Origin of the sequence: Delftia sp. 60, assembly GCF_002754395.1 — a bacterium.
GTDB lineage: Bacteria > Pseudomonadota > Gammaproteobacteria > Burkholderiales > Burkholderiaceae_C > Comamonas > Comamonas acidovorans.
Genome location: NZ_PEFD01000001.1, coordinates 3590269 through 3616539 on the forward strand (window position 1 = coordinate 3590269; position 26271 = coordinate 3616539).

Genomic DNA, 26271 nt, shown 5'->3' on the forward strand with positions numbered 1-26271 from the left:
CATATCCCTTCCGGAAAACAGTGGCTCCGATGGCTAGAATGATTTTCATGGCAACCCAACCCCTTCGATCCCTCCTGCCATCCCTACAGTGCGGCCCGTGTCCGACGATGACGGTGCCGTGGTGCTGGAGCGGCGACGCCAGCGCGTCCAGCCGCCGCAGATGTACCAGGTCGTGATGCTCAACGATGACTTCACGCCCATGGAATTCGTCATCATCGTCCTGCAGGAACTCTTCGGTAAGGACCGCGAAACGGCCACCCAGATCATGCTCAAGATCCATCTCGACGGCCGCGGCGTCTGCGGCGTGTACTCGCGCGATGTGGCGGCCACCAAGGTCGAACAGGTGCTGCAGGCGGCCCAGAAGGCAGGCCATCCGTTGCAGGCGATGTTCGAGCCTGTTGAATAAACCCGGGCCGCCCTGATTTATGGTTGCAGTCAATAATCCCCAGCAAGCGAAAAGGAGTCATCAATGATCGCCCAGGAACTGGAAGTCAGCTTGCACATGGCCTTTGTCGAAGCGCGCCAGCAGCGCCACGAGTTCATCACCGTGGAACACCTGCTGCTGGCCCTGCTGGACAACCCCAGTGCAGCGGAAGTGCTGCGCGCCTGCTCAGCCAACATCGATGACCTGCGCTCGGCCCTGTCCAACTTCATCAAGGACAACACGCCCCAGGTGGCAGGCTCCGATGAGGTGGACACACAGCCCACGCTGGGTTTCCAGCGTGTGATTCAGCGCGCCATCATGCATGTGCAATCCACCGGCAACGGCAAGAAGGAAGTCACGGGCGCCAACGTGCTCGTGGCCATCTTCGGCGAGAAGGATTCGCACGCCGTCTACTACCTGCACCAGCAGGGCGTGACGCGCCTGGACGTGGTCAATTTCATTGCCCACGGCATCAAGAAGGGCGAACCGCCCGAGCCCGCCAAGGCCGAAAACCCTGCGGAGTCCGAAGAGGGCGCCGGCGGCGAGCGCAACGAAAAGGCTTCGCCCCTGGAGCAGTTCACGCTGAACCTCAACCAGGCGGCCAAGGACGGCAAGATCGATCCGCTGATCGGGCGCGACTACGAGGTCGAGCGCACCATCCAGATCCTGTGCCGCCGCCGCAAGAACAACCCTCTGCTGGTCGGCGAGGCCGGCGTGGGCAAGACGGCGATCGCCGAAGGCCTGGCCTGGCGCATCACCGAGGGCAAGGTGCCCGAGGTGCTGACCGAAGCCGTGGTCTATTCGCTGGACATGGGCGCGCTGCTGGCTGGCACCAAGTACCGTGGTGATTTCGAGCAGCGCCTCAAGGGCGTGCTCAAGGCGCTCAAGGACCGGCCCAACGCCATCCTGTTCATCGACGAAATCCACACGCTGATCGGCGCGGGCGCCGCCTCGGGCGGCACGCTGGACGCGTCCAATCTGCTCAAGCCGGCGCTGTCCAGCGGCCAGCTCAAGTGCATCGGCGCGACCACCTTCACTGAGTACCGCGGCATCTTCGAAAAGGATGCGGCGCTGTCGCGGCGTTTCCAGAAGGTCGATGTGGTCGAGCCCACCGTGGCCGAGACCGTGGACATCCTCAAGGGCCTGAAGTCGCGCTTCGAGGAACACCACAGCGTGCAGTACGCCGCCGCCGCCCTGCAGGCTGCGGCCGAGCTGTCGGCCAAGTACATCAATGACCGCCACCTGCCCGACAAGGCCATCGACGTGATCGATGAGGCCGGTGCCGCGCAGCGCATCATCCCGGTGGAGCAGCGCAAGCAGACCATCGACAAGGCCGAGATCGAGGCCATCGTGGCCAAGATCGCGCGCATTCCGCCCGCCAACGTGTCCAACGACGACCGCAGCAAGCTGCAGACGCTGGAGCGCGATCTCAAGAGCGTGGTCTTCGGCCAGGACAAGGCGCTGGAAGCGCTGGCCTCCTCGGTCAAGATGGCGCGCTCGGGCCTGGGCAAGCCGGACAAGCCGATCGGCTCCTTCCTGTTCTCGGGCCCCACGGGCGTGGGCAAGACGGAAGCGGCCAAGCAGCTGGCCTACATCCTGGGCGTGGACCTGATCCGCTTCGACATGTCGGAGTACATGGAGCGCCATGCCGTCAGCCGCCTGATCGGCGCGCCTCCGGGCTATGTGGGCTTTGACCAGGGCGGTCTGCTGACCGAGGCCGTGACCAAGAAGCCGCATTCGGTGCTGCTGCTCGACGAAATCGAGAAGGCGCATCCGGACATCTTCAACGTGCTGCTGCAGGTCATGGACCACGGCACGCTGACGGACAACAACGGGCGCAAGGCCGATTTCCGCAACGTGATCCTCATCATGACCACGAACGCGGGCGCCGAGACCATCAACAAGGCCTCGATCGGCTTCACCAACCCGCGCCAGGCCGGCGACGAAATGGGCGACATCAAGCGCCTGTTCACGCCGGAGTTCCGCAACCGTCTGGACGCCATCGTCAGCTTCAAGCCCCTGGACGAGCAGGTCATCCTGCGCGTGGTCGACAAGTTCCTGCTGCAACTGGAGCAGCAACTGGCCGAAAAGCGCGTGGAGGTCACCTTCACCGATGCGCTGCGCAAGCACCTGGCCAAGAAGGGCTTCGATCCGCTCATGGGCGCTCGCCCCATGCAGCGCCTGATCCAGGACACCATCCGGCGTTCTCTGGCCGACGAGCTGCTGTTCGGGCAGCTGGTCGACGGTGGCCGCCTGGAAGTGGACTGGGTGGCCGACGCCGACGATGCCGACAAGGGCGAAGTCAAGCTCGACATCACGCCCCAGCCCAAGCAGGACCCGGCTTCCGAGCCGGCCGAGCCCAAAGAGGCCACTGCCGACTGATGTGCATCGCCTGATGCCCATTGCGCAAGCCGACAGCCCCCCGGGCTGCCGGCTTTTTCTTTGATCCGCCCGAAGGAGTCTTTGTGGAGTGGCTTCGTCAGTACCTGACCCATGAGAATGCGCTGCTGCTGTTGTCGGTGACCTGGTCGGTCTATGTGGTGATCGTCGCGGTGTGGATCCTTCTGCAGCGCAGCGCACCCGTGGCCACGCTGAGCTGGCTTCTGTCCATGGCGGCGATTCCCGTGGGCGGGCTGGCCATTTATTACTTCTTCGGCCCGCAGCGGCTCAAGCGCCAGCGCATCAAGCGGCTGCGTGCGCGCAAGACATCGCGTGTGCGAACAGGCGTGCAGCGCCTGCGCGAGCGCATGCCGGGTAGCTCGGAGCGCCTGCACCAGGTCGCGCGGCTGGTGGCGGCCACCAGCGACTTTCCCGTCAGCACGGCCGCCGACCTGCGGCTGCTGGTGGGCGGCGCTGCCACCTTCGACGCCATCATCGAGGCGGTGAACGCGGCGCGCCACCACATCCACCTGGAGTACTACATCTTCGAACCCGACCAGACCGGCACGGCCCTGCGCGACCTGCTGATACAGCGGGCCCGCGCAGGCATACAGGTGCGCCTGCTGGTGGATGCCCTGGGTTCCAAGAAGCTGGGACGGCGCTTTCTGCAGCCGCTGGAGGATGCGGGTGCCGAGGTCGCACTGTTCCATGGCACCAAGATCGGCCGGCGGCTGCGCCCGGTCATCAACTTCCGTACCCACCGCAAGATCCTGGTGTGCGACGGCAAGGTGGGCTTCACGGGCGGCGTCAACGTGACCGATGAAGAGAACGCGCGTGTCATGCCCGATGCCTACCACGACGTGCACCTGCGCCTGGAGGGCGCCATCGTCAACTGGCTGCAGACCGTGTTCCTCGAAGACTGGGCCTATGCGCTGGAAAAGGACCCCAAGAACGAGCCCGCCGACATCGACCTGCTGCTGCCGGATGCGCCCGAGGGCCCGCTTCCCGTGCAGATCATCACCTCGGGCCCCGACAACGGCCTGCAGGCCATCTACCGCGCCCATCTGGCGGCCATCAACGCGGCCGAGGAACGTGTCTGGCTGACCACGCCGTATTTCGTGCCGACGGAGGCCGCGCTGGCAGCGCTCACCAATGCCTCGCTGCGCGGTGTCGATGTGCAGCTGCTGGTGCCGCGTCGCTCCGATTCGGCCCTGGTCACGGCGGCTGCGCGCTCCTACTACGACGAGCTGATCCGCTGCGGCGTGCGCGTCTACGAGTACAAGGCGCGCATGCTGCACTCCAAGACCCTGGTGGTGGACGACAACATCGCCATCATCGGCACGGCCAACTTCGACTACCGCAGCTTCTTCCTGAACTACGAGGTCTGCGCCATCGCCTACGGGCCTGCGCTCAACGGCGATCTGGCCAAGCAGTTCGAGGCCGATCTGGAGCAGGCCCAGCGCGTGCATTTCAAGCGCGACCTGGGCTTTGCGCTGCGCCTGTTCGACTCGGGCGCGCGGCTGTGTTCGCCCCTGCTGTGAGGGCCGGTGGCCCGTTTTTCGCAGGCATACTCGCCCGATGGCCCATACCTTCTTCTGGCACGACTACGAGACCTTCGGCGCCCAGCCGCGCTATGACCGGCCCGCGCAATTCGCGGGCATCCGCACCGATGCGGAACTCAATGAAATCGGCGAACCCGTCATGTGGTACTGCCAGCCGGCAGGCGACTACCTGCCCGATCCGCAGTCCTGCCTGATCACCGGCATCACCCCCAGCAATGCCTGGAGCAGGGCATGCCCGAGGCCCAGTTCGCCGCCCGCATCGAGGCAGAACTGGCCCAGGCAGGCACCGTGGGCGTGGGCTACAACACCATCCGTTTTGACGACGAGATCACGCGCTTCATGTTCTGGCGCAACCTCATCGACCCCTATGCGCGCGAATGGCAAAACGGCTGCGGGCGCTGGGACCTGCTCGACGTGGTGCGCATGGTCTATGCGCTGCGCCCCGAAGGCATTGTCTGGCCGAAAAAGGAGGATGGATCTCCGAGCTTCAAGCTCGAGGACCTGGCCCGCGCCAACGGCCTGCTGCACGAGAAGGCGCACGACGCGCTGTCCGACGTGCGCGCCACCATCGGGCTGGCGCGGCTGATCCGCAAGGTCCAGCCCAGATTGTTCGACTTCGCCTTCTCGCTGCACAAGAAGGACCGCGTGCTGCAGGAAATGGGCCTGCCGGCCGAGCCGGCGCATGCACGGCCCTTCCTGCACGTCAGCGGCATGATACGGCCCGAGCGCGGCTGCATCGCCGTCATGTGGCCGCTGGCCACGCACCCCACCAACAAGAACGAGATCATCTGCTGGGATCTGGCGCAGGACCCGTCGGAGCTGGCCTCCATCGACGTGGACACGCTGCGCCTGCGCCTGTTCTCGCGCGCGGCCGACTTGCCCGAGGGCATGCAGCGCCTGCCCATCAAGAGCATCCACGTCAACAAGTCGCCCATGGTGGTCGGCAGCCTCAAGACGCTGAGCCCGGCCATGGCCGCGCAATGGGGCATCGATGTGGAGCAGTGCATGGGCCATGCGGCCATTGCACGTGACCTGCCCGACATGAGCGCGCTGTGGCGTGCCGTTCACCATCGCCCTGCGCAGGAAGGGCTGGATGCCGACCAGGACCTGTACGGCGGCTTTGTGGGCAACGAGGACCGGCGCCGCCTGAACCACCTGCGCAGCCTGTCTGCGCAGGAGCTGGCGCTGGACCGCACGGGCTTCGACGATGCCCGCCTGACCGAACTGCTGTTCCGCTACCGCGCCCGCAACTTCCCCGCCAGCCTGAACCCGGCCGAGCGCCAGCGCTGGCTGCAGCACTGCGCGGCCTGCCTGATCGAAGGCAAGGGCGGCGCACGCACGGCCGAGCAGATGTTTGCCATGGTGGACCAGCTATCGGAGAGTACGGACGAGCGCGGCGAGGAAATCCTGGGGGCGCTGTATGACTATGCGGAAGCCATCATGCCGGAGGTCTGAGGCTGGGGCGTCAGGAGGTCGGTTCCACCACGATCACGGAGGCGGGGCTGTACATCGGCAGCTCGCTGTTGTCAGTCACGGCTCCATGCCAGAGTCATTGCGGTCTTCTTCGTCGGCATCCAGACGCACGGCAGGCAACTGCCTGAGCAGTGCCGGCAGCCACTCCCGCACTGTCTCCCACACCACATCAAGGTTGATGTCGAAATAGCCGTGAGCCATGCGATTGCGCATATTGCGCATGCTGCGCCACGGCACCTCGGGGTGCGACTGGGTGAACTTGGCGTAGCCGTCCATTACCTTCGTGGCTGCCTCGCCGATGATGATGAAGCTCATGATGACGGCTTGCTGGGAGCGCTTGTCGGCGAAGAAGTCCTCCCTGGTCAACCCTTCCACGAAGCTGCGCGCATCGATCGCAGCCTGCTGGATGTGGTCCAGGTAGTCAGGCAGGCGGTAGTTCTCGCTCATACCGGTTTTGCCTCTGCAAGCACCTTGGCACGGAACTTCGACGGCAGGTCACCGGGCGTCAGCAAATCGACGTCAACGCCGAGCAGCAATTTCAGCTCGTCTTCCAGATCACCCAAGTCCAACAAGGTGGCACCGGGCAGCGCGTCGACCAGCAGGTCGAGGTCGCTCCCGTCCCGGTCGGTGCCATGCAGTACCGAACCGAAGACTCGCGGGTTTGCCGTGCGAAAGCGGCTGACCGCTTCGCGCACCGCACTTCGCTTCATGTCAAGCACAACGGACGGGCGCATAGGCATCCTTTCTTGTCGAATCTCGTTGAGATGATATGCAATCCACTGTGCTGTCAGCCAAAGAACTTGTAGCAGACCACGATGGCCGCCACCACGCCGGCCAGTTCGGCAATGAGGGCGCAGGGCACGGCGTGACGGGCGCGCTGTATGCCCACGGCGCCGAAGTAGACGGCCAGGACGTAGAAGGTGGTTTCGGTGCTGCCCTGGATGGTGGCGGCCACCAGGGCGGCGAAGCTGTCCACGCCCTGCGTCTGCATGGTCTCGATCAGCATGGCGCGCGCCGCGCTGCCCGAGAAGGGTTTGACCAGGGCCGTGGGCAGGGCGTCCACGAAGCGGGCGTCCACGCCCAGGGCATCGACCACCCAGCGTATGCCCGACAGCGCGTACTCCAGCGCACCCGATGCGCGGAACACGCCCACGGCGCAGAGCATGGCCACCAGGTAGGGCAGCAGGCCCTTGGCCACGTCAAAGCCTTCCTTGGCGCCTTCGATGAAGCTGTCGTAGACCGCGACCTTGCGCCAGGCGCCCAGGGTGACGAACAGCACGATCAGGGCAAACAGCGTCAGGTTGCCCAGCAGCGATGACAGCTGCGCCAGCGCGGCCGCCGACAGCGTGGCCAGAAAGGCCATGAAGCCCGCCAGCGCCAGGCCCAGCGGCAGCAGATAGCCCAGCACCACGGGGCTCCACAGCGGCAGCCTCTGCACGGCGGCCACGGCCAGCAGGCCGACCAGGGTCGAGGCCGAGGTGGCCAGCAAGATCGGCAGAAAGACCAGGGTGGGATCGGGCGCACCCTGCTGCATGCGGTACATGAAGATGGTCACGGGCAGCAAGGTCAGCGACGACGCATTGAGCACCAGGAACAGGATCTGCGCATTGGTGGCGGTGTCGGGCCGGGGATTGAGCTCCTGCAGCGAGCGCATGGCCTTCAGGCCCATGGGCGTGGCCGCGTTGTCCAGTCCCAGCCCGTTGGCCGCGAAGTTCAGCGTGATCAGGCCCAGGGCCGGATGGCCGCGCGGCACCTCGGGCATGAGCCTGGCGAACAACGGGCCCAGCACGCGCGCCAGCCACTCGACCACGCCGGCCTTCTCTGCGATGCGCAGAAAGCCCAGCCACAGCGTCAGCGTGCCGAACAGCAGCACCATGACCTCGACCGACAGCCTGGCCATGGCAAACAGCGCCTGCACCATGGCCGAGAAAATCCCGGCCTGGCCGCCGACCAGCCATTGCGCCAGCGCAGCCACGGCCGCCACCAGAAAAAAGCCCAGCCACAAGGCATTCAGCATGGATTCCCGTCCCTCACGAGGCAATTGCAAGCCGCCATTGTGGGGCCAGCCGCAGGGCTTACGGCCCAGGGCGGCAGGGCATTGACAGGGCTCCGTTATCCTCGCGGCCCCGTGGTCCGAGGACCGCACCATTGCTGCAAAGGATTCCATGCCCCAGGTGATAGGACAGGTGAGCGTCGCCGTGCGCGACTATGACGAGGCGCTGCGCTTTTATGTGGGCGCGCTGGGCTTCGTGCTGATCGAGGACACCGCCCTGTCCGAGGGCAAGCGCTGGGTCACCGTGGCCCCCGGTGGCGGCGGTGTGCGCCTGCTGCTGGCCCGCGCCACGAATGAGGAGCAGGCCGCGCGCGTGGGCAACCAGACGGGCGGGCGCGTGTTCCTGTTCCTGCAGACCGACGACTGCCTGCGTGACTTCGAGGCCTACCGCTCGCGCGGCGTGCGCTTTGTGCAGGACCCCCAGCGCAAGCCCCACGGCACCGTGGCCGTGTTCGAAGACCTCTACGGCAATCTGTGGGATCTCATCGAGCCGCATCCTGCGCGTTGAGGGCCGAAGGCGCACCGCTTCAGCGGCTGGCCACGATGAACAGCCTGGGGAAAGGCAGCAGCACCGTGCCATCGTCCAGCGCGGGGTAGGCCTGGGAGATGGCCTGCAGATACGCTGCGTAGAAGCCGGCCTTTTGCTCCTCGTCCAGCGGCGCAACGAACGGACGCAGCGCCGAACCCTTGAACCACTCAACCACCGCGGCATGGCCGCCCGCCAGCGGGTGGAAGTAGGTGGTGCGCCAGACATCGACGTTGCTGCAGTGCGGGCGAAGCAGGGCGTAGTAGAAGTCCGCGCTGTGACGTGCGGGGTGGCGCACATCGCCAATCCTGGCCGCCCAGGGGCCGCTGGCGGCCACTTCGCGCGCCAGCCGGTGGGCCGGTTCTTCCAGGTTGTCCGGCGTCTGCACGGCCAGGCTGCCACCGGGTGCCAGGTGGCTGACGAGGCGCGGGTAAAGCTGCTGGTGGTCGGGCAGCCACTGTAGCGAGGCATTGGCCAGGATCACGTCCTGCGGCTGGTCGGGCTGCCAGGTGGCGATGTCGGCCAGGGAGAAGGCCGTGCCCGGCAGCCGCTTGCGTGCGGCATCCAGCATGTCCTCGGAATTGTCCAGTCCCGTCACGGTGGCCCGGGGAAGCGCTGGGCCAGGACCTCGGTGGAGTTGCCGGGGCCGCAGCCCAGGTCCACGGCCAGCCGCACGGCGCGGCCAGGCAGATCGGGAATGGCGGCCACCAGGTCGCGCACGGGGCGCGTGCGCTCCTGCTCGAACGTTGTGTACTGCTTTGCGGACCAAGTCATCGTGTTGCCTTTCATGTAGGTGTGTTTGTGGGGCGCGAGCGTAAATCCGTCCATCCATGATTGCAAATGCCACAATTGAAGTCTTCCCATACCTTGAAAGTATTGATGTGCCCGAGCTTCGCCAACTGCGCGCCTTTGTCGCCATCGCCGAGGAAGGCCACATCACGCGTGCGGCCGAGCGCCTGGGCATGCAGCAGCCGCCGCTGACGCGATTGCTGCAGGGCCTGGAACACGAATTGGGCGTGGAGCTGGTGCAGCGCCTGCCGCGCGGCGTGCGGCCGACGGCGGCGGGGCTGGCGCTGCTGGAAGAGTCCAAGGCGCTGCTGGAGCGCTGTGACGTGCTGGCCGAGGTGGTGCGCAGCGCCGCCCGGGGTGAGACGGGCCGGCTGGCCGTGGGCTTCACCAGTTCGGCCGCGCTGCATCCCTTCGTGCCCGGCGTGCTGCGCATGTTCCGCCAGCAGGTGCCCGGCGTGGCCGTGGCGCTGGAGGAGGCGGGCACGGGTGAACTCATGGATGCGCTGCTGCACGAGCGGCTGGACGCGGCCTTTGTGCGCTCGCCCCTGCATGGCAGCCAGGGGCTGCAGGCCGTGCCGATTCTGGAGGAGCCCATGCTGCTGGCCCTGCCTGTAGGGCATGCGCTGGCACGCCCATTGCGCCGGCCCGTGCCTTTGCCGCAGCTCGCCTCGGAGGATTTCGTGCTGTACCGGCGCAGGGTAGGGCAGGGCCTGTACGACGCCATTCTCAAGGCCTGCCTGGAGGCGGGTTTCAGTCCGCGCGTGGTGCAGGAGGCGCCGCGCATGACGGCCACGCTGAGCCTGGTCTCGGCAGGGCTGGGGCTGTCCATCGTGCCGGCCTCCATGCAGCGCCTGCGCAGCGACGGCATTGTCTACCGTGCGCTGTCCCAGTGCCCCGGGTTGGCCGCACCCCTGCATCTGGCCACGCGCGTGGGCGATGCGTCGGCCGTGCTGCGCAGGTTCCAGGACCTGGTTGCCACGGCGGCCGTGGCGGAGTCCTGACGGCGCGGGCTACGGTGTCCTGGTTGCTGAGCGCGCGGCAGCGCGCGGGCCGCCGCGCTGCTTGACCACGGTGCGTGCGCAGTCCACCAGCCTGTGGATCAACGGCAGCCGTGCCGACGAGCGCAGCCACATCACGCCAAAGCGCCGCGACTGCGATTCCTCGGGCAGGGCCAGGCGCACCACGCCCTGGCCATCGGGCAGGTTCAGTGCCGTGTCGGGCACCAGCGAAACGCCCAGGCCGCGCTCCACCATCATGGCAATGGCCACCAGCGAGCTCAGTTCAAAGCGCTCCTGCGGCGCGATCTGCGCGGCGCGCAGGTAGCGCTCCACCATTTGCCCACCGCCCAGGCTGCGGTCATAGCGGATCAGCGGCTGGGTGCGCAGCAGCGTGTGCGGGTCCAGGTGCGCCAGCTGGTGCGGCACCAGAAGCACCAGCGGCTCCTCGCGCAGCAGTGTCCAGTCGAAGGTCTTGGCCAGGGCGAAGGAGGGGTGCAGACAGACGGCGGCATCCAGCTCGCCCTGCTGCACGGCCTGGTACAGCTCGCGCGTGGTGGCCGAGCGCAGGAACACCTTGGTCTGCGGGCACTTCTTCACAAAGCCCGCCAGGATGTCGGGCAGCAGGCTGTGCAGGGCCGTGTTGATGGTGCCTATCACCAGCTCGCCGTCGGCGCCCTCATGGTTGACATGGGTCTTGGCGTTGGCCAGCTCGCGCAGCAGCAGCGGGGCCGATTGCGACAGTCGGTGGCCGGCTGGCGTGGGCAGCACGGTGCGGCCTGCGCGGGCCAGCAAGGGGGCGTCGAACTCGCGCTCCAGGATGCGGATCTGCTGGGCCACGGCGGCGGCCGTGATGTTCAGGCGCCGCGCGGCCTCGGCCATGGAGCCCGTCTCGACCACGAGCAGGAAGCTGTGCAGGTAGCTGGTTTCCATAAACAAAGAATTTGTGTGGTTTGAACAAATATTACCTGTGTTTCTCTTGGCTTTCTGCCACCCACAATGCGGTGCATGAGAAGCAAACTGTTTGTTCCCGCATCGCGTCCCGAGCTGTTCGCCAAGGCCCTGGCCGGCGAAGCCGACGCACTGTCCTTCGACCTGGAGGACGCGGTGGCCGAGGCCCGCAAGGACGAGGCGCGCGGCCTGCTGCGCAGCTTCCTGCTCAGCCCTGAAAGCCGGGGCCATGGCAAGACGCTGATCGTGCGCGTCAACGCCATGGATACGCCGCATTTCGGCGCCGACATCGCCGAGATGGTGCGCGACGGCGTGCACCTCATCAACCTGCCCAAGCCCGAGACAGTGCAGCAGGTGCGCGAGGCCGCACAGCGCATTGCCGAGGCGGCAGATGCCAACGGCGTGGCCCAGGCGCCTGGCCTGCTGCTCAACATAGAAACACCGCGCGCCCTGCGCTGCGCTGCCGAACTGGCCGGCTCCCATGCCAGCGTGGCCGGCCTGCAGATGGGGCTGGGCGACCTGTTCGAGCCCTTTGGCGTGAACCGGCGCGAGCCCGCCGCCATTGCCCAGGCGCTGTTTACCGTGCGCATGGCCGCCGCCGAGGCCGGCGTCTACGCCTACGACGGCGCTTTTGCCGACATCCGCGACAGCGAGGGCTTCAGCGCCGAGGCACGCCTGTCGCGCGGCCTGGGCTTTCTGGGCAAGACCTGCATACACCCCAGCCAGATCGCTCTGGCCAATGCGGTCTACCAGCCGACCGAGCAGGAAATCGGGCACGCCCTGAAGGTGGTGGAGGCGGCCCGCCAGGCAGATGCCAACGCCCTGGGCGCCTATGTGGTGGACGGAAAGATGGTGGACAAGCCCTTTGTGCTGCGCGCCCAGGCCATCGTGGCTGCGGCGCATGCACAGGGGCTGCTGGCGGCCTGAACGGGCGGCCGGCAATCCGGTGCCCCGGCATCCCGCATGCCGGGCATCCCCATGACAAGAAACAGTACAGGAGACAAAGACATGAGCATTTCCCATTGCCGCGCGCGGCGCAGGCTGGTGGCGCTGGCCGCCACCACAACGGTGGCCACGCTGGCCGGGCTGGCTTCGCCGGGATTGATGGCGCAGGGCGCCTTCCCGTCCAAGGCCATCACCATGGTGGTTCCCTATCCGCCGGGTGGCTCCAACGACGTGTTCGCACGCCAGGTGGCCAAGGAAATGGGCGATCTGCTCAAGCAGACCGTGATCGTGGACAACCGGCCCGGCGCCAGCGGCAACACCGGCACGGCCTCGGTAGCCAAGGCGACGGCGGACGGCTACACGCTGGTGGCCGTCTCGTCCAGCATGACCACGAATGCTGCGGTACAGGCCAAGATGCCCTTCGACCCCGTCAAGGACCTGGCGCCCGTGGCCATGTTTGCCAAGGGCCCGCTGGTGGTGGCCGTGAACAATGAATTCCCGGCCAGGACGCCGCAGGATCTGGTGCGCGCCATCAAGGCCAGCCCGGGCCAGTTCAACTACGCCACCTCGGGCACCGGCAGCATCAACCACTTCGCGACCGAGATGATGCGCTCCATGGTGCCGGGCATGGACATCATGCATGTGCCCTACAAGGGCCAGGGTCCGGCCGTGACCGACGTGATCGGCAACCAGGTGCAGATGCTGGTCTCCAGCGGCCCGTCCATCCTGCCCATGGTGCGCAACGGCAAGCTGCGCGCCATCGGCATCACCAGCCTCAAGCCCAGCCCCATTGCGCCGGACCTGACGCCCATGGCAACGGCCATTCCGGGCTACGAATTCGATCTGTGGTGGGGGCTGCTGGCGCCTGCGGGCACGCCCGCCGACATCGTGGACCGCCTCAACCAGGCCGTGAACCAGGTGCTGGCCAAGCCGACCATCCAGGCCAGCTTCCTGCGCGAAGGCGCCATTGCCAACCCCGTGACGCCGCAGCAGTTCGCACAAGTGATCCGCAGCGACGTGGCGCGCTGGAAGCAGCTCGCCAAGGACCGCAATATCCAGGCCGATTGAACCCGGCCTTTGGCGGGAGGCGCCCCAGGCCTTCCCGCTTCCCTATCAGGAGAAACGAATGAGTTTTGTGCCCGGTGAACGCCAGGGACCGAAAGGCCCGCTCAGCGGTGTGCGCGTGCTGGATCTGAGCGCCTATATCGCGGGGCCGTATGGCTGCTCGCTGCTGGCGGACCAGGGCGCCGAGGTGATCAAGGTCGAGCCGCCCGTGGGCGACAACCTGCGCAAGTACCCTTCCACGCTGGAAGCGGAAAGCCGCGCCTTCCTGGGCGTGAACCGCAGCAAGTGGGGCATGGTGCTGGACCTGAAGGATGAGGCCGACCACGCCGTGCTGCTGCGCCTGGTGCGCGAGGCCGATGTGCTGGTCCACAACTTCCGCCCCGGCGTGCCCGAGCGGCTGGGCATCGGTTTTGCGCAACTGGCCGCCATCAACCCACGCCTCATCTATTGCAGCGTCACCGGCTATGGCAGCCGCGGACCGCTCAAGGCCAAGGCGGGCTACGACCAGGTGCTGCAGACCATGACCGGCATGTGCGCCATGCAGGGCAAGGCAGGCGGGCCGCCCGAGATTCTCTACGGCTCCGTGGTGGACTACTACGCCTCGGCCCTGGTGGCGGGCGGCGTGTCGTCGGCGCTGTACGAGCGCGAGAAAAGCGGGCTGGGCCAGCATGTGGGCGTGTCCCTGCTGCGCGCGGCGCTGACCATGCAGTCCGCACGCATGGTCTGGGCCGAGGGCGAGCCGCGCGAGGTAGGGCGTGACATGCGCTCGGGCGGCATCACGGGCATCCACCCGACGCGTGAAGGATATCTCTACATTTCGGCCAACACCGCGCATTTCTGGGCGGCGCTGTGCCGCAAGCTTGATCTGCCCGAGGTGGCCAGCGACGAGCGCTACGACTCCGTGCGCAAGCGCGCCCAGCACCGCGACGTGCTGGTGCCGCTGCTGCGCCAGGCGCTGGCGGGGCGCAGCGCACTGGAATGGGAAGCCTTGTTTGGCGAGGAAGTGCCCTGCGCGGCGGCCCGCACGGTGGAAGACATGTTCGACGACCCGCAGGTGCAGGCCGAGGGCATGGTCACCCGCTTCGAGCACCCGACCCTGGGCAGCTACCGGGGCTTTGCCGGCGCCGTCGAATTCGACCGCACGCCCGGCCCGCCGGCCTTTGCCGCCCCCACGCTGGGCCAGCATACCGAGGCGCTGAAGGCCGCCGCGCAAGAGGGCTGCTGATGCAGGCACTGCCCGCTGGCGCCTGCGACGCCCATCTGCACGTGTTCGATCCGCGCTTTGGTACGCGCTTTGATACGCGTTTTGGCGCCCATGCCACGGCTGCCGACTATGCGCAGCTGCGCGGCGCCATGGGGCTGGAGCGGGCCGTCATCGTCCAGCCGCGTGCGCATGGCACGGACAACCGGGCCACGCTGAACGCCATCCAGTCGCTGGGCGCTGCAAGCACGCGCGGCATTGCCGTGGTGCACCCCGATATCACGGACGCACAGTTGCAGGCGCTGCATGACGGCGGCATTCGCGGCATCCGCTTTTCGCTGCACACCGAGCACGATGCAGCCGTGCGGCTGGACATGCTGGAGCCGTTGGCCGAGCGCATTGCCGCGCTGGGCTGGCATGTGCAGCTGCACTGGCTGGCCAGCCAGATCGAGGCCCATGCGGCGCTGCTGCAGCGGCTGCCATGCACCCTGGTGTTCGACCACATGGCGCGGCTCGCTGACAGTGCTGACGGCGCTGGCGTGCACCAGCCCGCCTTCGGCGTGGTCCGTGGGCTGGTGCAGCAGGGCAGGGCCTGGGTCAAGCTCTCGGGGCCGTATCTGAACAGCCGGGCGGGCCTGGCCGCAGGCTATGCCGACTGCGACGCGCTGGCGCAGGCCTGGGTGGCCGAGGCCCCGCAGCGCCTGGTCTGGGGCAGCGACTGGCCCCATGTCACCGAAGTTGCCCATCCGCCGCAGACCCCCATGCTGCTGGCGCTGTTGTCACGCTGGATTCCCGATGCGGCGCTGCGCGCCCGTGTGCTGGTGGACAACGCCGCCGAGCTGTACGGATTCGATTGAGGGCGCGGGGCACGCAAGCCTCGCAGCCCAGGTTTTCACCATTGAGCAACAGGAGACAGAAACGTGAAGAAGATCAAGACACTGCAGCCCGCCATGACGGTGCTGGCCTTGGGTATTGGGGCGGGGCTGGGCCTGTTCCAGGGCACGCTGCATGCGGCCGACTATCCGGCCGCGCAGGCCATCACGGTCGTCGTGCCGTTCTCGGCCGGCGGCGGTGCGGACAATGCGGCGCGCATCATCGCCAAGGCGCTGGGCGAGGTCTCGGGCCAGACCGTGGTGGTGGACAACAAGGCCGGCGCCAGCGGCGCCATTGGTGCCGCCCTCGTGGCGCGCGCCAAGGCCGATGGCTATACGGTGCTGTATGACGCATCGTCCTTCGCCATCAACCCCGCGTTGCGCAAGCTGCCCTATGACCCGGCCAAGGATTTCATTGCCGTGTCCCAGGCCATCAGCGTGCCCAACATTCTCGTGGCCGCACCGTCCTCGCCCTACAACAGCCTGGCCGACTTCATGAATGCCGCACGGCAAAAGCCCGGCAGGCTCACCTATGCCTCCTACGGTCCGGGCAGCCTGGCCCAGATGGCGACGGAACTGCTCAAGGCAGACGCCAAGTTCGATGCCGTCCACGTTCCCTACAAGGGCGGGGCGCCCGCCATCGTCGATGTCATGGGCGGCCAGGTCGATGTGTACTTTGCCAACGCAGCCTCCAGCATCAACTACGTCAAGGGCGGCAAGCTCAAGGCGCTGGCCGTGTCCTCGGCCAAGCGCATGCCGGACCTGCCCGACGTGCCCACGGTGGCGGAAAGCGGCATCAAGGGCTTCGAGGTCACGGAGTGGAACGGCTTTTTCCTGCCCGCAGGCACCGCGCCCGACACCGTGCAGAAGCTGCAGGACCTGGTGCAAAAAGCCCTGGCCTTGCCGGCCACGCGCGCCAGCCTTGAAAAGCTGGGCCTGACGCCCGTGGGCAGTTCCTCCGCCGCCTTCACGGGCTTCGTGGCGGCCGAGCGCAAGCGCTGGGATGCCGTGGTCAAGGCCAACGGCATCACCGTGCAGTGAGCCGCTGCGCGTGACGGGGCTCAGGGCGTGGCGGTGACGCGCAGCAACTGCCCGTCCTGGGCATCCGTCAGCAGGTAAAGCCAGCCGTCCGGTCCCTGGCGGACATCACGGACGCGCTGGCCCAGGCGCGTCAGCACCTGCTCGCTGCCCGTTACCTTGCCGGTCCACAGGGGGCAGGCCAGCCAGTGCCGGCGCGAGGCGCCCGTCACCGTGCACGATGCGCAGTCGGGCGGCTTTGATCTGGCAAACATCATGCACGACGCGGCCAGAGCCAGCGGCGCCCTGTCAACCACTGCGCAAAAAGCCCGCGCAGCCACTTGCGCGGGTGTATAAACAGCGCTCTTTCGGCGCCGGGCCGGGTCCCTGCGTGGGGCGGTCGGCGGCGCCTCCTACCCACCAGAGAATCCGCAAGGGAAAAGCAGCCATGGGCGCGCAATGGAAAGCAAAGGGCAAGGCGCTGGTCGCCGATGCCAAGGGAAAGCTGTTTGGCAAGCTGGCCAAGGAAATCATCGTCGCGGCGCGCGCCGGCGCCGATCCGGCAGGCAACTCGCGCCTGCGCATGGCCGTGGAAGCCGCCCGCAAGGCCTCCATGCCCAAGGACACGCTCGAACGTGCGATCAAGAAGGGCTCGGGCGTGGGTGCCGATGCCGTCAACTACGAGCGCGTGGTCTATGAAGGCTACGGCCCCAACCGCGTGCCCGTGATGATCGAGTGCCTGACCGACAACGTGAACCGCACGGCGCCCAACATGCGCGTGTGCTTCCGCAAGGGCCAGATGACGGCCGTGGCCTGGGACTTCGACCATGTGGGCATGATCGAGGGCGAGCCCGAAGGCGGTGCCGATGCCGAGCTGGCCGCCATCGAGGCCGGCGCACAGGACTTCGAGCCCGGCGAGGAAGAGGGCACGACGCTGTTCATCACCGACCCGACGGACCTGGATACCGTGAGCAAGGCGCTGCCGGCCCAGGGCTTCAAGGTGCTGTCGGCCAAGCTGGGCTACAAGGCCAAGACGCCGGTCAGCATGGCCAGCCTGTCGGCCGAGCAGCAGGAGGAAGTGCAGGACTTCCTGGCCGGCATCGAGAACGATGATGACGTGCAGCACGTCTATGCGGGGCTGGTGGATTGATCCCGCTGCCCCCCGCTCCCCAGCAAAAAAGCCGCACGATGTGCGGCTTTTTTGTGGGTGCGTGCACCAGGCCTACTTGGTGCCGAAGATGCGGTCGCCCGCGTCGCCCAGACCCGGCAGGATGTAGCCGTGGGCGTCGAGCTGGCGGTCCACGGCGGCCGTGTAGATGTCCACGTCGGGATGGGCCTTTTGCATGGTGGCCACGCCTTCGGGCGCGGCCAGCAGGCACATGAACTTGATGGACTTCGGGTTCAGCTGCTTCAGGCGCGCCACTGCGGCTGCGGCCGAGTTGCCCGTGGCCAGCATGGGATCGACGACCAGCACGTCGCGCTCTTCCATCTCGGAGGGCATCTTGAAGTAGTACTCGACTGGCTGCAGCGTCTCGGGGTCGCGGTACAGGCCGATGTGGCCGATGCGCGCACCGGGCACGACGTTGAGCATGCCGTCGAGGAAACCGTTGCCGGCGCGCAGGATGGACACCAGCACCAGCTTCTTGCCGTCGATGACCTTGCCGGTCATGGTCTCCAGCGGGGTTTCGATCTCGATGTCCTGCAGCGGCATGTCGCGCGTGATCTCGTAGGCCATCAGCGTGGACAGCTCGCCCAGCATGCGGCGGAAGCTGTTGGTGCTGGCTTCCTTGCGGCGCATCAGCGTGAGCTTGTGTTGGACCAGCGGGTGGTCGATCAGGTGCAGAGTACTCATGGTTTTCTTCTGGAAAAAAGGGGCGCCGGCATTTGCGGCCGGCGCCAGGGGGCGGTTCAGTCGTGCAGAAAGCGTGCGTAGCGCGCCAGGTCCACATTGCCGCCGCTGATCAGAATGCCCACGCGCGCGCCCGACAGCGCAACCCCGCCATGCAGGGCGCCCGCCAGCGAGAGCGCTCCCGTGGGTTCGACCACGATTTTCTTGCGTTCCGCGTAAAAGCGCATGGCCTGCACCAGATGCTCGTCCGCCACGGCCAGGATATCTTCCACATGCTCGCGGATGATGGCGAATGTGATATCGCCGATGGACTGGGTCTGGGCACCGTCGGCAATGGTGTGGGGCGTGGGGATCTGCACGATCTGGCCTGCGCGCAGCGACTGGCGGGCATCGTCGCCGGCCTGGGGCTCGACGCCGTAGACCTTGCAGCGCGGCGCCAGTTGTCCGGCCGCCAGCAGGCTGCCCGACAGCAGGCCGCCGCCGCCCAGGCAGACAAAGAGGTAGTCCAGGTCGGGCACCTCTTCGAACAGTTCCTTGGCTGCCGTGCCCTGGCCGGCGATCACGTCGCGGTGGTTGAACGGCGGGATCAGCGTCATGCCGCGCTCGTCGGCCAGGCGGCGGGAGATGGCCTCGCGGTCCTCGGTGAAGCGGTCATAGGTCACCACCTGGGCGCCGTAGGAGCGCGTGGCCGCCATCTTGGAGGCGGGGGCATCCTCGGGCATGACGATGAGCGCGGGCATGTCCAGCATCTGCGCGGCCAGGGCCACGGCCTGGGCATGGTTGCCCGAGGAGAAGGCCAGTGCGCCGCGCTTGCGCTGCTCGGGCGTGAACTGCGACAGCGCGTTGTAGGCGCCGCGTATCTTGAAGGCGCCCGTGCGCTGCAGGTTCTCGCACTTGAAGAACAGCTGGGCGCCCAGCAACTCGTCGGCGGTGCGGCTGCGCAGTATGGGTGTGCGGTGGGCCACGCCTTCCAGCCGGCGAGCGGCGGCGGCGACATCGTCATAGGTGGGCAGCGAGGGAGGGCTGTTCGTCGTCATGGCGTGCGGTTCCGCAAAGTGGATGGAGGCGCTTTCGATCATAGCCGCATGCGCGGGCTTTCAGAGCCCTGAAATGCGCCAGCCGTTGCATGGCAACGGCTGGGTGCTATGGTGTTTGATGCGGCGCAGTGCCGGTGCGTCAGTGCTTCAGCGCTTCTTGTTGCCGAGGATGCCGCCGAGCACGCCGCGCAGGATCTCCTTGCCCAGCGAATTGCCCATGGTGCGCATGGTGGACTTGGCCATGGTCTGCACCAGGCCGTCGTGCTTGCCGCCGCGCGGGCCCGTGGTGCCGAACAGCAGGTCCTTGAGCCCGTCCATCATGGCGCCCCCTTCGCTCGCCGCAGGCGTGGCACCGGCCGGGCCCGTGCCGGTTGGCGCTGCGCCGTCGCCGGCCGCTGCCGTGCGGCCGCGCAGCACCTCGTAGGCCGACTCGCGGTCCACCGCCTTTTCATAGACGCCGGCCACCAGCGACTGTGCCAGCAGGGTCTTGCGCTGCTCCTCGTTGATGGGGCCGATCTGGCTGCCGGGCGGGATCACGTAGGCACGCTCGGTGATGCCGGGGCGTCCCTTGTCGTCGAGGAAGCTCACCAGGGCCTCGCCCACGGCCAGCTCGGTGATGGCGGCCTCGATATCCAGGCCGGGCTTGGGCCGCATGGTGGTGGCCGTGGCCTTGACGGCCTTCTGGTCGCGCGGCGTGAAGGCGCGCAGCGCATGCTGCACGCGGTTTCCCAGCTGGGCCAGCACGGTGTCGGGCACGTCCATGGGGTTTTGCGTGACGAAATACACGCCCACGCCCTTGGAGCGCACCAGGCGAACCACCAGCTCGATGCGTTCGAGCAGCACCTTGGGCGCGTCGTTGAACAGCAGGTGGGCTTCGTCGAAGAAGAAGACCAGCTTGGGCTTGTCGGGGTCACCGATCTCGGGCAGGCGCTCGAACAGCTCGGACAGCATCCACAGCAGGAAGGTGGAGTACAGGCGCGGCGAATTCATCAGCTTCTCGGCGGCCAGGATGTTGACCACGCCCTTGCCGCCGGCATCGGTCTGCATCAGGTCGTTGATGTCGAGCATGGGCTCGCCAAAGAATTTGTCGCCGCCCTGGGACTCGATGGCGACCAGCCCGCGCTGTATGGCACCCACGCTGGCCGCGCTGATGTTGCCGTACTCGGTGGTGAACTGCTTGGCGTTGTCGCCCACATGCTGGAGCATGGCGCGCAGGTCCTTGAGGTCCAGCAGCAGCAGGCCGTTGTCGTCGGCAATCTTGAAGACCAGGTTGAGCACGCCCATCTGCGTGTCGTTCAGGGCCAGCATGCGGCCGATCAGCAGCGGACCCATGTCCGAGACCGTGGCGCGCACCGGGTGGCCCAGCTCGCCGAACACGTCCCACAGCGTGGTGGGGCAGGCCAGGGGCTGGGGAATCTCGATGCCGCGCTCCTGCAGGGAGGCCGCCATCTTGGCGCCCGTGCTGCCAGCCTGGCTGATGCCGGACAGGTCTCCCTTGATGTCGGCCATGAACACCGGCACGCCGATCTCGGAGAATCCCTCGGCCATTTTCTGCAGCGTCACGGTCTTGCCGGTGCCGGTGGCGCCCGTGATCAGGCCATGTCGATTGGCCAGTGCGGGCAGCAGCAGGCATTCTGTGGCAGAGTGGCGGGCGATCAGAAGTGGAGCGGCCATTTCGGGTTTCCTCGGGGGAGCATGCGGTCAAAAGTAAAATCCCAGCCGCAAGGTTAAATCAATATCAAAGGACAGCCTGTGGCAGGACACAGTAAATGGGCCAATATCCAGCACCGCAAAGGCCGCCAGGACGAAAAGCGTGGCAAGGTCTGGACCCGCATCATCCGTGAAATCATGGTGGCGGCACGCACGGGAGGGGGCGATCTCAGCGCCAACCCGCGCCTGCGCCTGGCGGTGGAAAAGGCCAAGGCGGCCAACATGCCGGCCGACAACATCAAGCGCAACATCGACAAGGCCACGGGCAACCTCGAAGGCGTGACCTACGAGGAAATCCGCTACGAAGGCTATGGCATTGGCGGCGCGGCCATCATCGTGGACACCATGACCGACAATCGCGTGCGTACTGTGGCGGATGTGCGTCACGCCTTCAGCAAGTACGGTGGCAACATGGGCACGGAGGGTTCCGTGTCCTTCCAGTTCAAGCATGTCGGACAACTGATCTTCGCTCCCGGAAGCGACGAGGACCAGATCATGGAAGTGGCTCTGGAGGCCGGCGCCGAGGACGTGATCACCGATGACGAGGGAGCCATCGAGGTGCTGACCGCACCCGCAGAGTTCGAAACCGTGCGCGACGCGCTGCAGGCCAAGGGCCTGACGCCGGAGGTGGCTGAAGTCACCATGCGCCCGGAAAACACCATCGCCCTGCAAGGCGATGACGCAGCCCGCATGCAAAAGCTGCTGGACATGATCGAAGACCTGGATGACGTACAGGACGTCTACCACAACGCTGAACTATGAAAATTCTTGTGATTGGTGGCGGAGGCCGCGAGCACGCCCTGGCGTGGAAACTGGCTGAATCGCCGAAATCGACCAAGGTCTATGTGGCCCCCGGCAACGGTGGCACGGGCTTGGCCGGTGGCAAGGTGGAGAACCTCAACATCACCGACCCGCAGGCGCTGCGCGAGTGGGCGCAGGCCGAGAAGGTCGCGCTGACCGTGGTCGGCCCCGAGGCTCCGCTGGCTGCCGGCGTGGTCGATGAGTTCCGCGCCCACGGCCTGCGCATCTTCGGCCCCTCCAAGGCGGCCGCCCAGCTGGAAAGCTCCAAGGCCTTCTCCAAGGACTTCATGGCGCGCCACGGCATCCCCACGGCGCTCTATGAAACCTTCACCGACCCGGTGGCGGCCCATGCCTACGTGGACCGCCTGGGTGCGCCCATCGTGGTCAAGGCCGACGGCCTGGCCGCAGGCAAGGGCGTGGTCGTTGCTACAACGCTGCAGGAAGCCCACGACGCCGTGGACTTCATGCTCGTGGACAACAAGTACGGCGTGGCCCACAACGACGGCGGCGCCCGCGTGGTGATCGAGGAATTCCTCGCCGGCGAGGAAGCCAGCTTCATCGTGCTGTGCGACGGCAAGAACGTCCTGGCCCTGGCAACCAGCCAGGACCACAAGCGCCTGAAGGACGGCGACCAGGGCCCGAACACGGGCGGCATGGGCGCCTACTCGCCCGCGCCCGTGGTCACGGCCGACGTGCATGCCCGCGCCATGCGCGAGATCATCCTGCCGACCATCCGTGGCATGGAAAAGGACGGCATTCCTTACACCGGCTTCCTCTATGCGGGCCTGATGATCGACGCGTCCGGCCATCCCAAGACGCTGGAGTTCAACTGCCGCATGGGCGACCCCGAGACCCAGCCCATCATGATGCGCCTCAAGAGCGATCTGGTGGACGTCATGCTGGCGGCCACCGATGCCAAGCTCGACCAGGTCGAGCTGCAATGGGACCGCCGCACGGCGCTGGGCGTGGTCATGGCTGCGGCCGGCTACCCCGAGGACCCGCGCAAGGGCGATGCCATCAGCGGGCTGCCGCAGGACGCCGCCGATGCCATGGTCTTCCATGCCGGCACCCAGCTCAAGGACGGCGTGCCCGTCACCAGCGGTGGCCGCGTGCTGTGCGTCACCGTGCTGGCCGACAGCGTCAAGCAGGCCCAGCAAAAAGTCTATGACGTGGCGCGCGGCATCCATTTCGATGGTGCCCAGTACCGCCGCGACATCGGCTTCCGTGCTGTGAAGAACTGAGTCCATGGCAGAGCAATCGACCGGGCAGGCGCTGCCCGTGGCGCAGGTGCGCGAGTACCTGACGGGCCTGCAGGCCCGCATCACGCAGGCGCTGGAGCAGGTGGAAGGCGAGGGCGGTGCACGCTTTCTGTCCGACACCTGGAGCAAGGGCCCCGGCGAGCGCCTGCAGGGCGATGGCATCACCCGCATCATGGAGGGCGGCCGCGTGTTCGAGCGCGCGGGCTGCGGCTTCTCGCATGTGCGCGGGCCGCAGCTGCCGCCCTCGGCCACGCAGCACCGGCCTGAACTGGCGGGTGCGCCGTTCGAGGCCATGGGCGTGTCCCTGGTCTTCCATCCGCGCAATCCTTTTGTGCCTACGGTACACATGAATGTGCGAATGATTGCGGCCGGCTCAGGCGCGGCGGGCTCAGGTGCGGCAGGGCATCCGGGCAACGAGCCCACCTGCTGGTTCGGCGGCGGCATGGACCTGACACCGGTCTACGGCTTCGAGGAAGATGCACGGCACTTTCACCGCGTCTGCCGCGATGCGCTGGCGCCTTTTGGCGACACGCTCTACCCGCGCTTCAAGACCTGGTGCGACGAGTACTTCTGCCTGAAGCACCGCAACGAGCAGCGCGGCATCGGCGGCATCTTCTTCGACGACTTCTCTGAGCTGGGCCAGGCGCGCAGCTTCGACATGCTGCGTTCGGTGGGAGATTCCTTTCTGGAGTCCTACCTGCCCATCGTCGAGCGCCGCCAGGCCATGGACTACGGGCAGCAGCAGGTCGATTTCCAGCGCTACCGCCGCGGCCGCTACGTGGAGTTCAACCTGGTCTGGGACCGGGGAACGCACTTCGGCCTGCAGTCCGGCGGGCGCACGGAATCCATCTTGCTGTCCATGCCCCCGCATGCGAGCTGGAGCTACCAGCGCGAGGACGCGCCCGGCACGCCCGAGCGGGCGCTGCTGGAGCAATTCCTGGTGCGCCGCGACTGGCTTTGAGTTCCATTGCCGCCATCTCCGGCCGCGTGGCGAAATCCGCGCGTGCAAGGGAATAGGCGGCAAAACTATAATTTCAATAGCTTGAGGCGCAGCGTTGGCTGCGTTCTCCACTTTCTTCGGCGCGAAATCTTCCGGCGATCTGTGGGCGAACTCCATGCATTTTGGAGCGCCGCTACAGCCAAGCCCTCTACGGGCCGCACGGCGCTCGCGCTATATTGATCCCATTTCTATTCCACTGATCACCGCCTGATGACCACTTCCACCAAATCGGATTCCGCAGCCAAGCGCGACGTGACCAAGCTGCAACGCGCCATTGTTGACGGCCTCGAAAACGTCAAGGCCCAAGACATCCAGGTCTTCAATACCGAAAAGCTCTCGCCGCTGTTCGAGCGCGTGATCGTGGCTGCGGGCACCTCCAACCGCCAGACCAAGGCGCTGGCCTCCAGCGTGCGCGACGCCGTCAAGCAGGCCGGTTTTCCCGTGCCACGCCAGGAAGGCGAAGAAAACGGCGAGTGGATCATCGTGGACTGCGGCCAGGCCGTGGTCCATGTCATGCAGCCAGCCATTCGCCAGTACTACCGCCTGGAAGAGATCTGGGGCGAGACGCCTGTGCGCCTGAAGCTGGGTGCTCCCAAGCCCACGCGCTCGGCCGCCACCGACAAGGCCGAGGAAAAGGCCAAGAAGGCCGCTTCCAAGAAGGCTGCTGCAACGGCCGCCAAGCCTGCAGCCAAGAAGGCCGCTTCTGCCGCCGCACCTGCTGCAGGCAAGAAGCCCGCTGCCAAGAAGGCAGCTCCTGCCAAGGCCGCTGCACCCCGTTCCGCAGCTGCCAAGCCGGCAGCATCCCGTACGGCTGCTGCAAAGTCGGCCGCTCCCAAGTCTGCCGCCGTGAAGTCGGCCGCCGCCAAGGCGCCGGCCCGCAAGACGGCAGCGCCCAAGGCCATCAAGACCGTGGTGGTCAACCGTGCTCCCGCCAAGCCCAAGGCAGGTGCCGCTGCCAAGCCGGCCGCCAAGCGCGCTCCCCGCGCCAAGGCCTGAACGGTTCGGGACTGACGCTGCATGAAGCTGTTGATCGTGGCCGTGGGCCAGCATGTGCCCGACTGGGCGCAGACGGCCTACGACGACTATGCCAAGCGCTTTCCCCCGGAGCTCAAGGTGGAGCTCAAGGCCGTCAAGACCGAGCCGCGCGGCTCCAAGACGGTAGAGACCCTGTACGCGGCCGAGCGCAAGCGCATCGAAGCCGCCATTCCGCGTGGCACGCGCATCGTCGTGCTCGATGAGCGCGGCACCAATCTGACCACCAAGGCACTGGCCCAGCGCCTGCAGGGCTGGCAGCTGGAGGGCGACGACGTGGCCCTGATCATCGGCGGCCCGGACGGACTGGACCCCGCCTTCAGGCAGGCTGCGCACGAGCGCATCCGCCTGTCGGACCTGACCCTGCCGCATGCCATGGTGCGGGTGCTGCTCATCGAGCAGCTGTACCGCGCCTGGTCGGTCAACGCCGGCCATCCCTACCACCGGGAATAGGGCCTGTCCCGGCTCCCTGCCTCTGCCAGCGGCCCTGTCACGCGGATCCGAGGATCTCGTGATACTATGATTTTGATAGCCTTCAGCGCTTTGCAACAAAGGGCTGAAGGCATTTCTCATTCTTATCATGCCGCCATTCATCTACCTTGCCTCCCAGAGCCCCCGCCGCCGCCAGCTGCTGGAGCAGCTCGGTGTGGCCCATGAGCTTTTGCTGCCCAACGCCGAGGGCGACATTGCCGAAGATGCCGAGGCCATAGAGGCCGAACTGGCCGATGAGGCAGCGCGCGACTATGTGCAGCGCGTCACCGCGCTCAAGCTCGATGCCGCCATGGCCCGCCATGCGCGCCGCGCCCTGGCGGTGGCGCCCGTGCTGTGCTCGGACACCACGGTGGCGCTGGATGGCCGCATTCTTGGCAAGCCTGCCGATGCCGACGATGCCCGCCGCATGCTGACCGCGCTTGCGGGCCGCGAGCACGAGGTGCTGACCGCCGTCGCCATACAGCACGGCGCGCGGCGCCTGGCTGCGCTGTCGGTTTCCCAGGTCTGCTTCTCGGCCATGAGCGCGCAGCAGATCGACGCGTATGTGGCCTCGGGCGAGCCCATGGGCAAGGCCGGCGCCTATGGCATACAGGGCCGCGCTGCGGCCCATGTGCAGTGGCTGCACGGCAGCTACTCGGGCATCATGGGCCTGCCGCTGTTCGAGACGGCGGCGCTGCTGCGCGAGCTGGGCTGGGCACTGTAGGCCGGCTCCCCGACCTGGGCCCGCAGGGGCGTGCAGGCATGCGCAGACCGCCGATGGCAGCGGATGGCGCGGCAAGATAGTGGCAAGCGGCCACCGGCGCAATGATTGCCGGGCCGCCATGGCCGAGAAATACAAA

General features: G+C 66.8%; 24 protein-coding genes and 3 pseudogenes. 18 read left to right on the forward strand and 9 right to left on the reverse strand.

Annotated elements, in window-relative coordinates; all coding sequences use genetic code 11:
• Positions 1-29: 29 nt before the first annotated feature.
• From clpS to sbcB, 4 genes and pseudogenes are all read left to right on the forward strand, one after another.
• A pseudogene (clpS, locus tag CLV01_RS16245) lies at positions 30-406 on the forward strand (ATP-dependent Clp protease adapter ClpS).
• 63 nt (positions 407-469) lie between these two features.
• Positions 470-2806 (forward strand): ATP-dependent Clp protease ATP-binding subunit ClpA, encoded by a 2337-nt coding sequence (gene clpA, locus CLV01_RS16250; protein ID WP_099733808.1) that lies wholly within the window; start codon positions 470-472, stop codon positions 2804-2806.
• A gap of 83 nt (positions 2807-2889) precedes the next feature.
• On the forward strand, positions 2890-4344 hold the full coding sequence (cls, locus tag CLV01_RS16255; protein WP_012205340.1) for a cardiolipin synthase: 1455 nt from the start codon (positions 2890-2892) through the stop codon (positions 4342-4344).
• A gap of 37 nt (positions 4345-4381) precedes the next feature.
• Positions 4382-5820 (forward strand): annotated as a pseudogene (sbcB, locus tag CLV01_RS16260) (exodeoxyribonuclease I).
• Positions 5821-5895: 75 nt separating this feature from the next.
• Here sbcB and CLV01_RS16265 read toward each other — a convergent pair.
• Genes CLV01_RS16265 through CLV01_RS16275 form a run of 3 tightly spaced genes read right to left on the reverse strand, consistent with a single transcriptional unit; the run spans position 5896 to position 7855 of the window.
• Positions 5896-6285 carry a HepT-like ribonuclease domain-containing protein gene (locus CLV01_RS16265; protein WP_099733806.1) on the reverse strand — a complete coding sequence of 130 codons (390 nt, stop codon included), beginning with the start codon at positions 6283-6285 and terminating at the stop codon, positions 5896-5898.
• On the reverse strand, positions 6282-6572 hold the full coding sequence (locus tag CLV01_RS16270) for a nucleotidyltransferase family protein (protein WP_013802651.1): 291 nt from the start codon (positions 6570-6572) through the stop codon (positions 6282-6284). Before CLV01_RS16270 ends, CLV01_RS16265 begins: the two co-directional genes overlap by 4 nt.
• Before the next feature lie 53 nt (positions 6573-6625).
• A complete protein-coding gene (locus CLV01_RS16275) occupies positions 6626-7855 on the reverse strand; it encodes a nucleoside recognition domain-containing protein (protein ID WP_099733805.1) in 1230 nt (409 codons plus the stop codon).
• 148 nt (positions 7856-8003) lie between these two features.
• Between CLV01_RS16275 and CLV01_RS16280 the strand changes: the two genes are divergently transcribed.
• The gene (locus tag CLV01_RS16280) at positions 8004-8399 is read left to right on the forward strand and encodes a VOC family protein (protein ID WP_013802649.1); all 396 of its coding nucleotides are present in this window, start codon (positions 8004-8006) and stop codon (positions 8397-8399) included.
• Between the two features lie 19 nt (positions 8400-8418).
• On the opposite strand, the pseudogene tam reads toward CLV01_RS16280, so the two are convergent.
• A pseudogene (tam, locus tag CLV01_RS16285) lies at positions 8419-9191 on the reverse strand (trans-aconitate 2-methyltransferase).
• 107 nt (positions 9192-9298) lie between these two features.
• On the opposite strand from tam, the gene CLV01_RS16290 reads away from it, so the two are divergent.
• Positions 9299-10207 carry a LysR family transcriptional regulator gene (locus CLV01_RS16290; protein ID WP_218968185.1) on the forward strand — a complete coding sequence of 303 codons (909 nt, stop codon included), beginning with the start codon at positions 9299-9301 and terminating at the stop codon, positions 10205-10207.
• A 9-nt stretch (positions 10208-10216) separates the two neighbouring features.
• Here CLV01_RS16290 and CLV01_RS16295 read toward each other — a convergent pair whose 3' ends face one another.
• Positions 10217-11134: a LysR family transcriptional regulator gene (locus tag CLV01_RS16295; RefSeq protein WP_099733802.1), complete on the reverse strand. Its 918-nt coding sequence runs from the start codon at positions 11132-11134 to the stop codon at positions 10217-10219.
• 75 nt (positions 11135-11209) lie between these two features.
• On the opposite strand from CLV01_RS16295, the gene CLV01_RS16300 reads away from it, so the two are divergent.
• The 5 genes from CLV01_RS16300 to CLV01_RS16320 all read left to right on the forward strand — a co-directional run bounded on the left by CLV01_RS16300 (position 11210) and on the right by CLV01_RS16320 (position 16276).
• Positions 11210-12079, forward strand: a complete 870-nt coding sequence (locus CLV01_RS16300; protein ID WP_099733801.1) for an HpcH/HpaI aldolase/citrate lyase family protein — start codon at positions 11210-11212, stop codon at positions 12077-12079.
• 81 nt (positions 12080-12160) lie between these two features.
• A complete protein-coding gene (locus CLV01_RS16305; RefSeq protein ID WP_034393042.1) occupies positions 12161-13165 on the forward strand; it encodes a tripartite tricarboxylate transporter substrate binding protein in 1005 nt (334 codons plus the stop codon).
• A 58-nt stretch (positions 13166-13223) separates the two neighbouring features.
• Positions 13224-14387 (forward strand): CoA transferase, encoded by a 1164-nt coding sequence (locus tag CLV01_RS16310; protein WP_065345714.1) that lies wholly within the window; start codon positions 13224-13226, stop codon positions 14385-14387.
• Positions 14387-15220 (forward strand): amidohydrolase family protein, encoded by an 834-nt coding sequence (locus CLV01_RS16315; protein WP_099733800.1) that lies wholly within the window; start codon positions 14387-14389, stop codon positions 15218-15220. Before CLV01_RS16310 ends, CLV01_RS16315 begins: the two co-directional genes overlap by 1 nt.
• A gap of 63 nt (positions 15221-15283) precedes the next feature.
• Positions 15284-16276 carry a tripartite tricarboxylate transporter substrate binding protein gene (locus CLV01_RS16320; protein ID WP_097202503.1) on the forward strand — a complete coding sequence of 331 codons (993 nt, stop codon included), beginning with the start codon at positions 15284-15286 and terminating at the stop codon, positions 16274-16276.
• Between the two features lie 20 nt (positions 16277-16296).
• Here CLV01_RS16320 and CLV01_RS29615 read toward each other — a convergent pair whose 3' ends face one another.
• Entirely contained in the window at positions 16297-16530 is a 234-nt protein-coding gene (locus CLV01_RS29615; RefSeq protein ID WP_306563449.1) for a PQQ-dependent sugar dehydrogenase, read from the reverse strand.
• Positions 16531-16700: 170 nt separating this feature from the next.
• Between CLV01_RS29615 and CLV01_RS16330 the strand changes: the two genes are divergently transcribed.
• Positions 16701-17402, forward strand: a complete 702-nt coding sequence (locus CLV01_RS16330; RefSeq protein WP_012205353.1) for a YebC/PmpR family DNA-binding transcriptional regulator — start codon at positions 16701-16703, stop codon at positions 17400-17402.
• Between the two features lie 72 nt (positions 17403-17474).
• Here the strand turns inward: CLV01_RS16330 and upp are convergent, their stop codons facing one another.
• The 3 genes from upp to CLV01_RS16345 form a co-directional block, all read right to left on the reverse strand.
• The gene (upp, locus tag CLV01_RS16335; protein ID WP_012205354.1) at positions 17475-18104 is read right to left on the reverse strand and encodes a uracil phosphoribosyltransferase; all 630 of its coding nucleotides are present in this window, start codon (positions 18102-18104) and stop codon (positions 17475-17477) included.
• Between the two features lie 56 nt (positions 18105-18160).
• Positions 18161-19138, reverse strand: coding sequence for a threo-3-hydroxy-L-aspartate ammonia-lyase (locus tag CLV01_RS16340; RefSeq protein ID WP_034398468.1), 978 nt, complete (start codon positions 19136-19138; stop codon positions 18161-18163).
• 147 nt (positions 19139-19285) lie between these two features.
• The gene (locus CLV01_RS16345; protein ID WP_099733799.1) at positions 19286-20812 is read right to left on the reverse strand and encodes a helicase HerA-like domain-containing protein; all 1527 of its coding nucleotides are present in this window, start codon (positions 20810-20812) and stop codon (positions 19286-19288) included.
• A 78-nt stretch (positions 20813-20890) separates the two neighbouring features.
• Here CLV01_RS16345 and CLV01_RS16350 point away from each other — a divergent pair, with 78 nt between their 5' ends.
• The 6 genes from CLV01_RS16350 to CLV01_RS16375 all read left to right on the forward strand — a co-directional run bounded on the left by CLV01_RS16350 (position 20891) and on the right by CLV01_RS16375 (position 26135).
• Positions 20891-21610, forward strand: coding sequence for a YebC/PmpR family DNA-binding transcriptional regulator (locus CLV01_RS16350; RefSeq protein ID WP_012205357.1), 720 nt, complete (start codon positions 20891-20893; stop codon positions 21608-21610).
• Positions 21607-22890, forward strand: coding sequence for a phosphoribosylamine--glycine ligase (purD, locus tag CLV01_RS16355; RefSeq protein ID WP_012205358.1), 1284 nt, complete (start codon positions 21607-21609; stop codon positions 22888-22890). Before CLV01_RS16350 ends, purD begins: the two co-directional genes overlap by 4 nt.
• 4 nt (positions 22891-22894) lie before the next feature.
• Positions 22895-23869, forward strand: a complete 975-nt coding sequence (gene hemF, locus CLV01_RS16360) for an oxygen-dependent coproporphyrinogen oxidase (protein WP_099733798.1) — start codon at positions 22895-22897, stop codon at positions 23867-23869.
• 249 nt (positions 23870-24118) lie between these two features.
• Positions 24119-24904, forward strand: a complete 786-nt coding sequence (gene rsfS / locus CLV01_RS16365; RefSeq protein ID WP_013802637.1) for a ribosome silencing factor — start codon at positions 24119-24121, stop codon at positions 24902-24904.
• A gap of 21 nt (positions 24905-24925) precedes the next feature.
• Entirely contained in the window at positions 24926-25393 is a 468-nt protein-coding gene (gene rlmH / locus CLV01_RS16370) for a 23S rRNA (pseudouridine(1915)-N(3))-methyltransferase RlmH (RefSeq protein WP_012205361.1), read from the forward strand.
• Between the two features lie 127 nt (positions 25394-25520).
• Positions 25521-26135, forward strand: coding sequence for a Maf family protein (locus tag CLV01_RS16375; RefSeq protein WP_012205362.1), 615 nt, complete (start codon positions 25521-25523; stop codon positions 26133-26135).
• Positions 26136-26271: the final 136 nt, after the last annotated feature.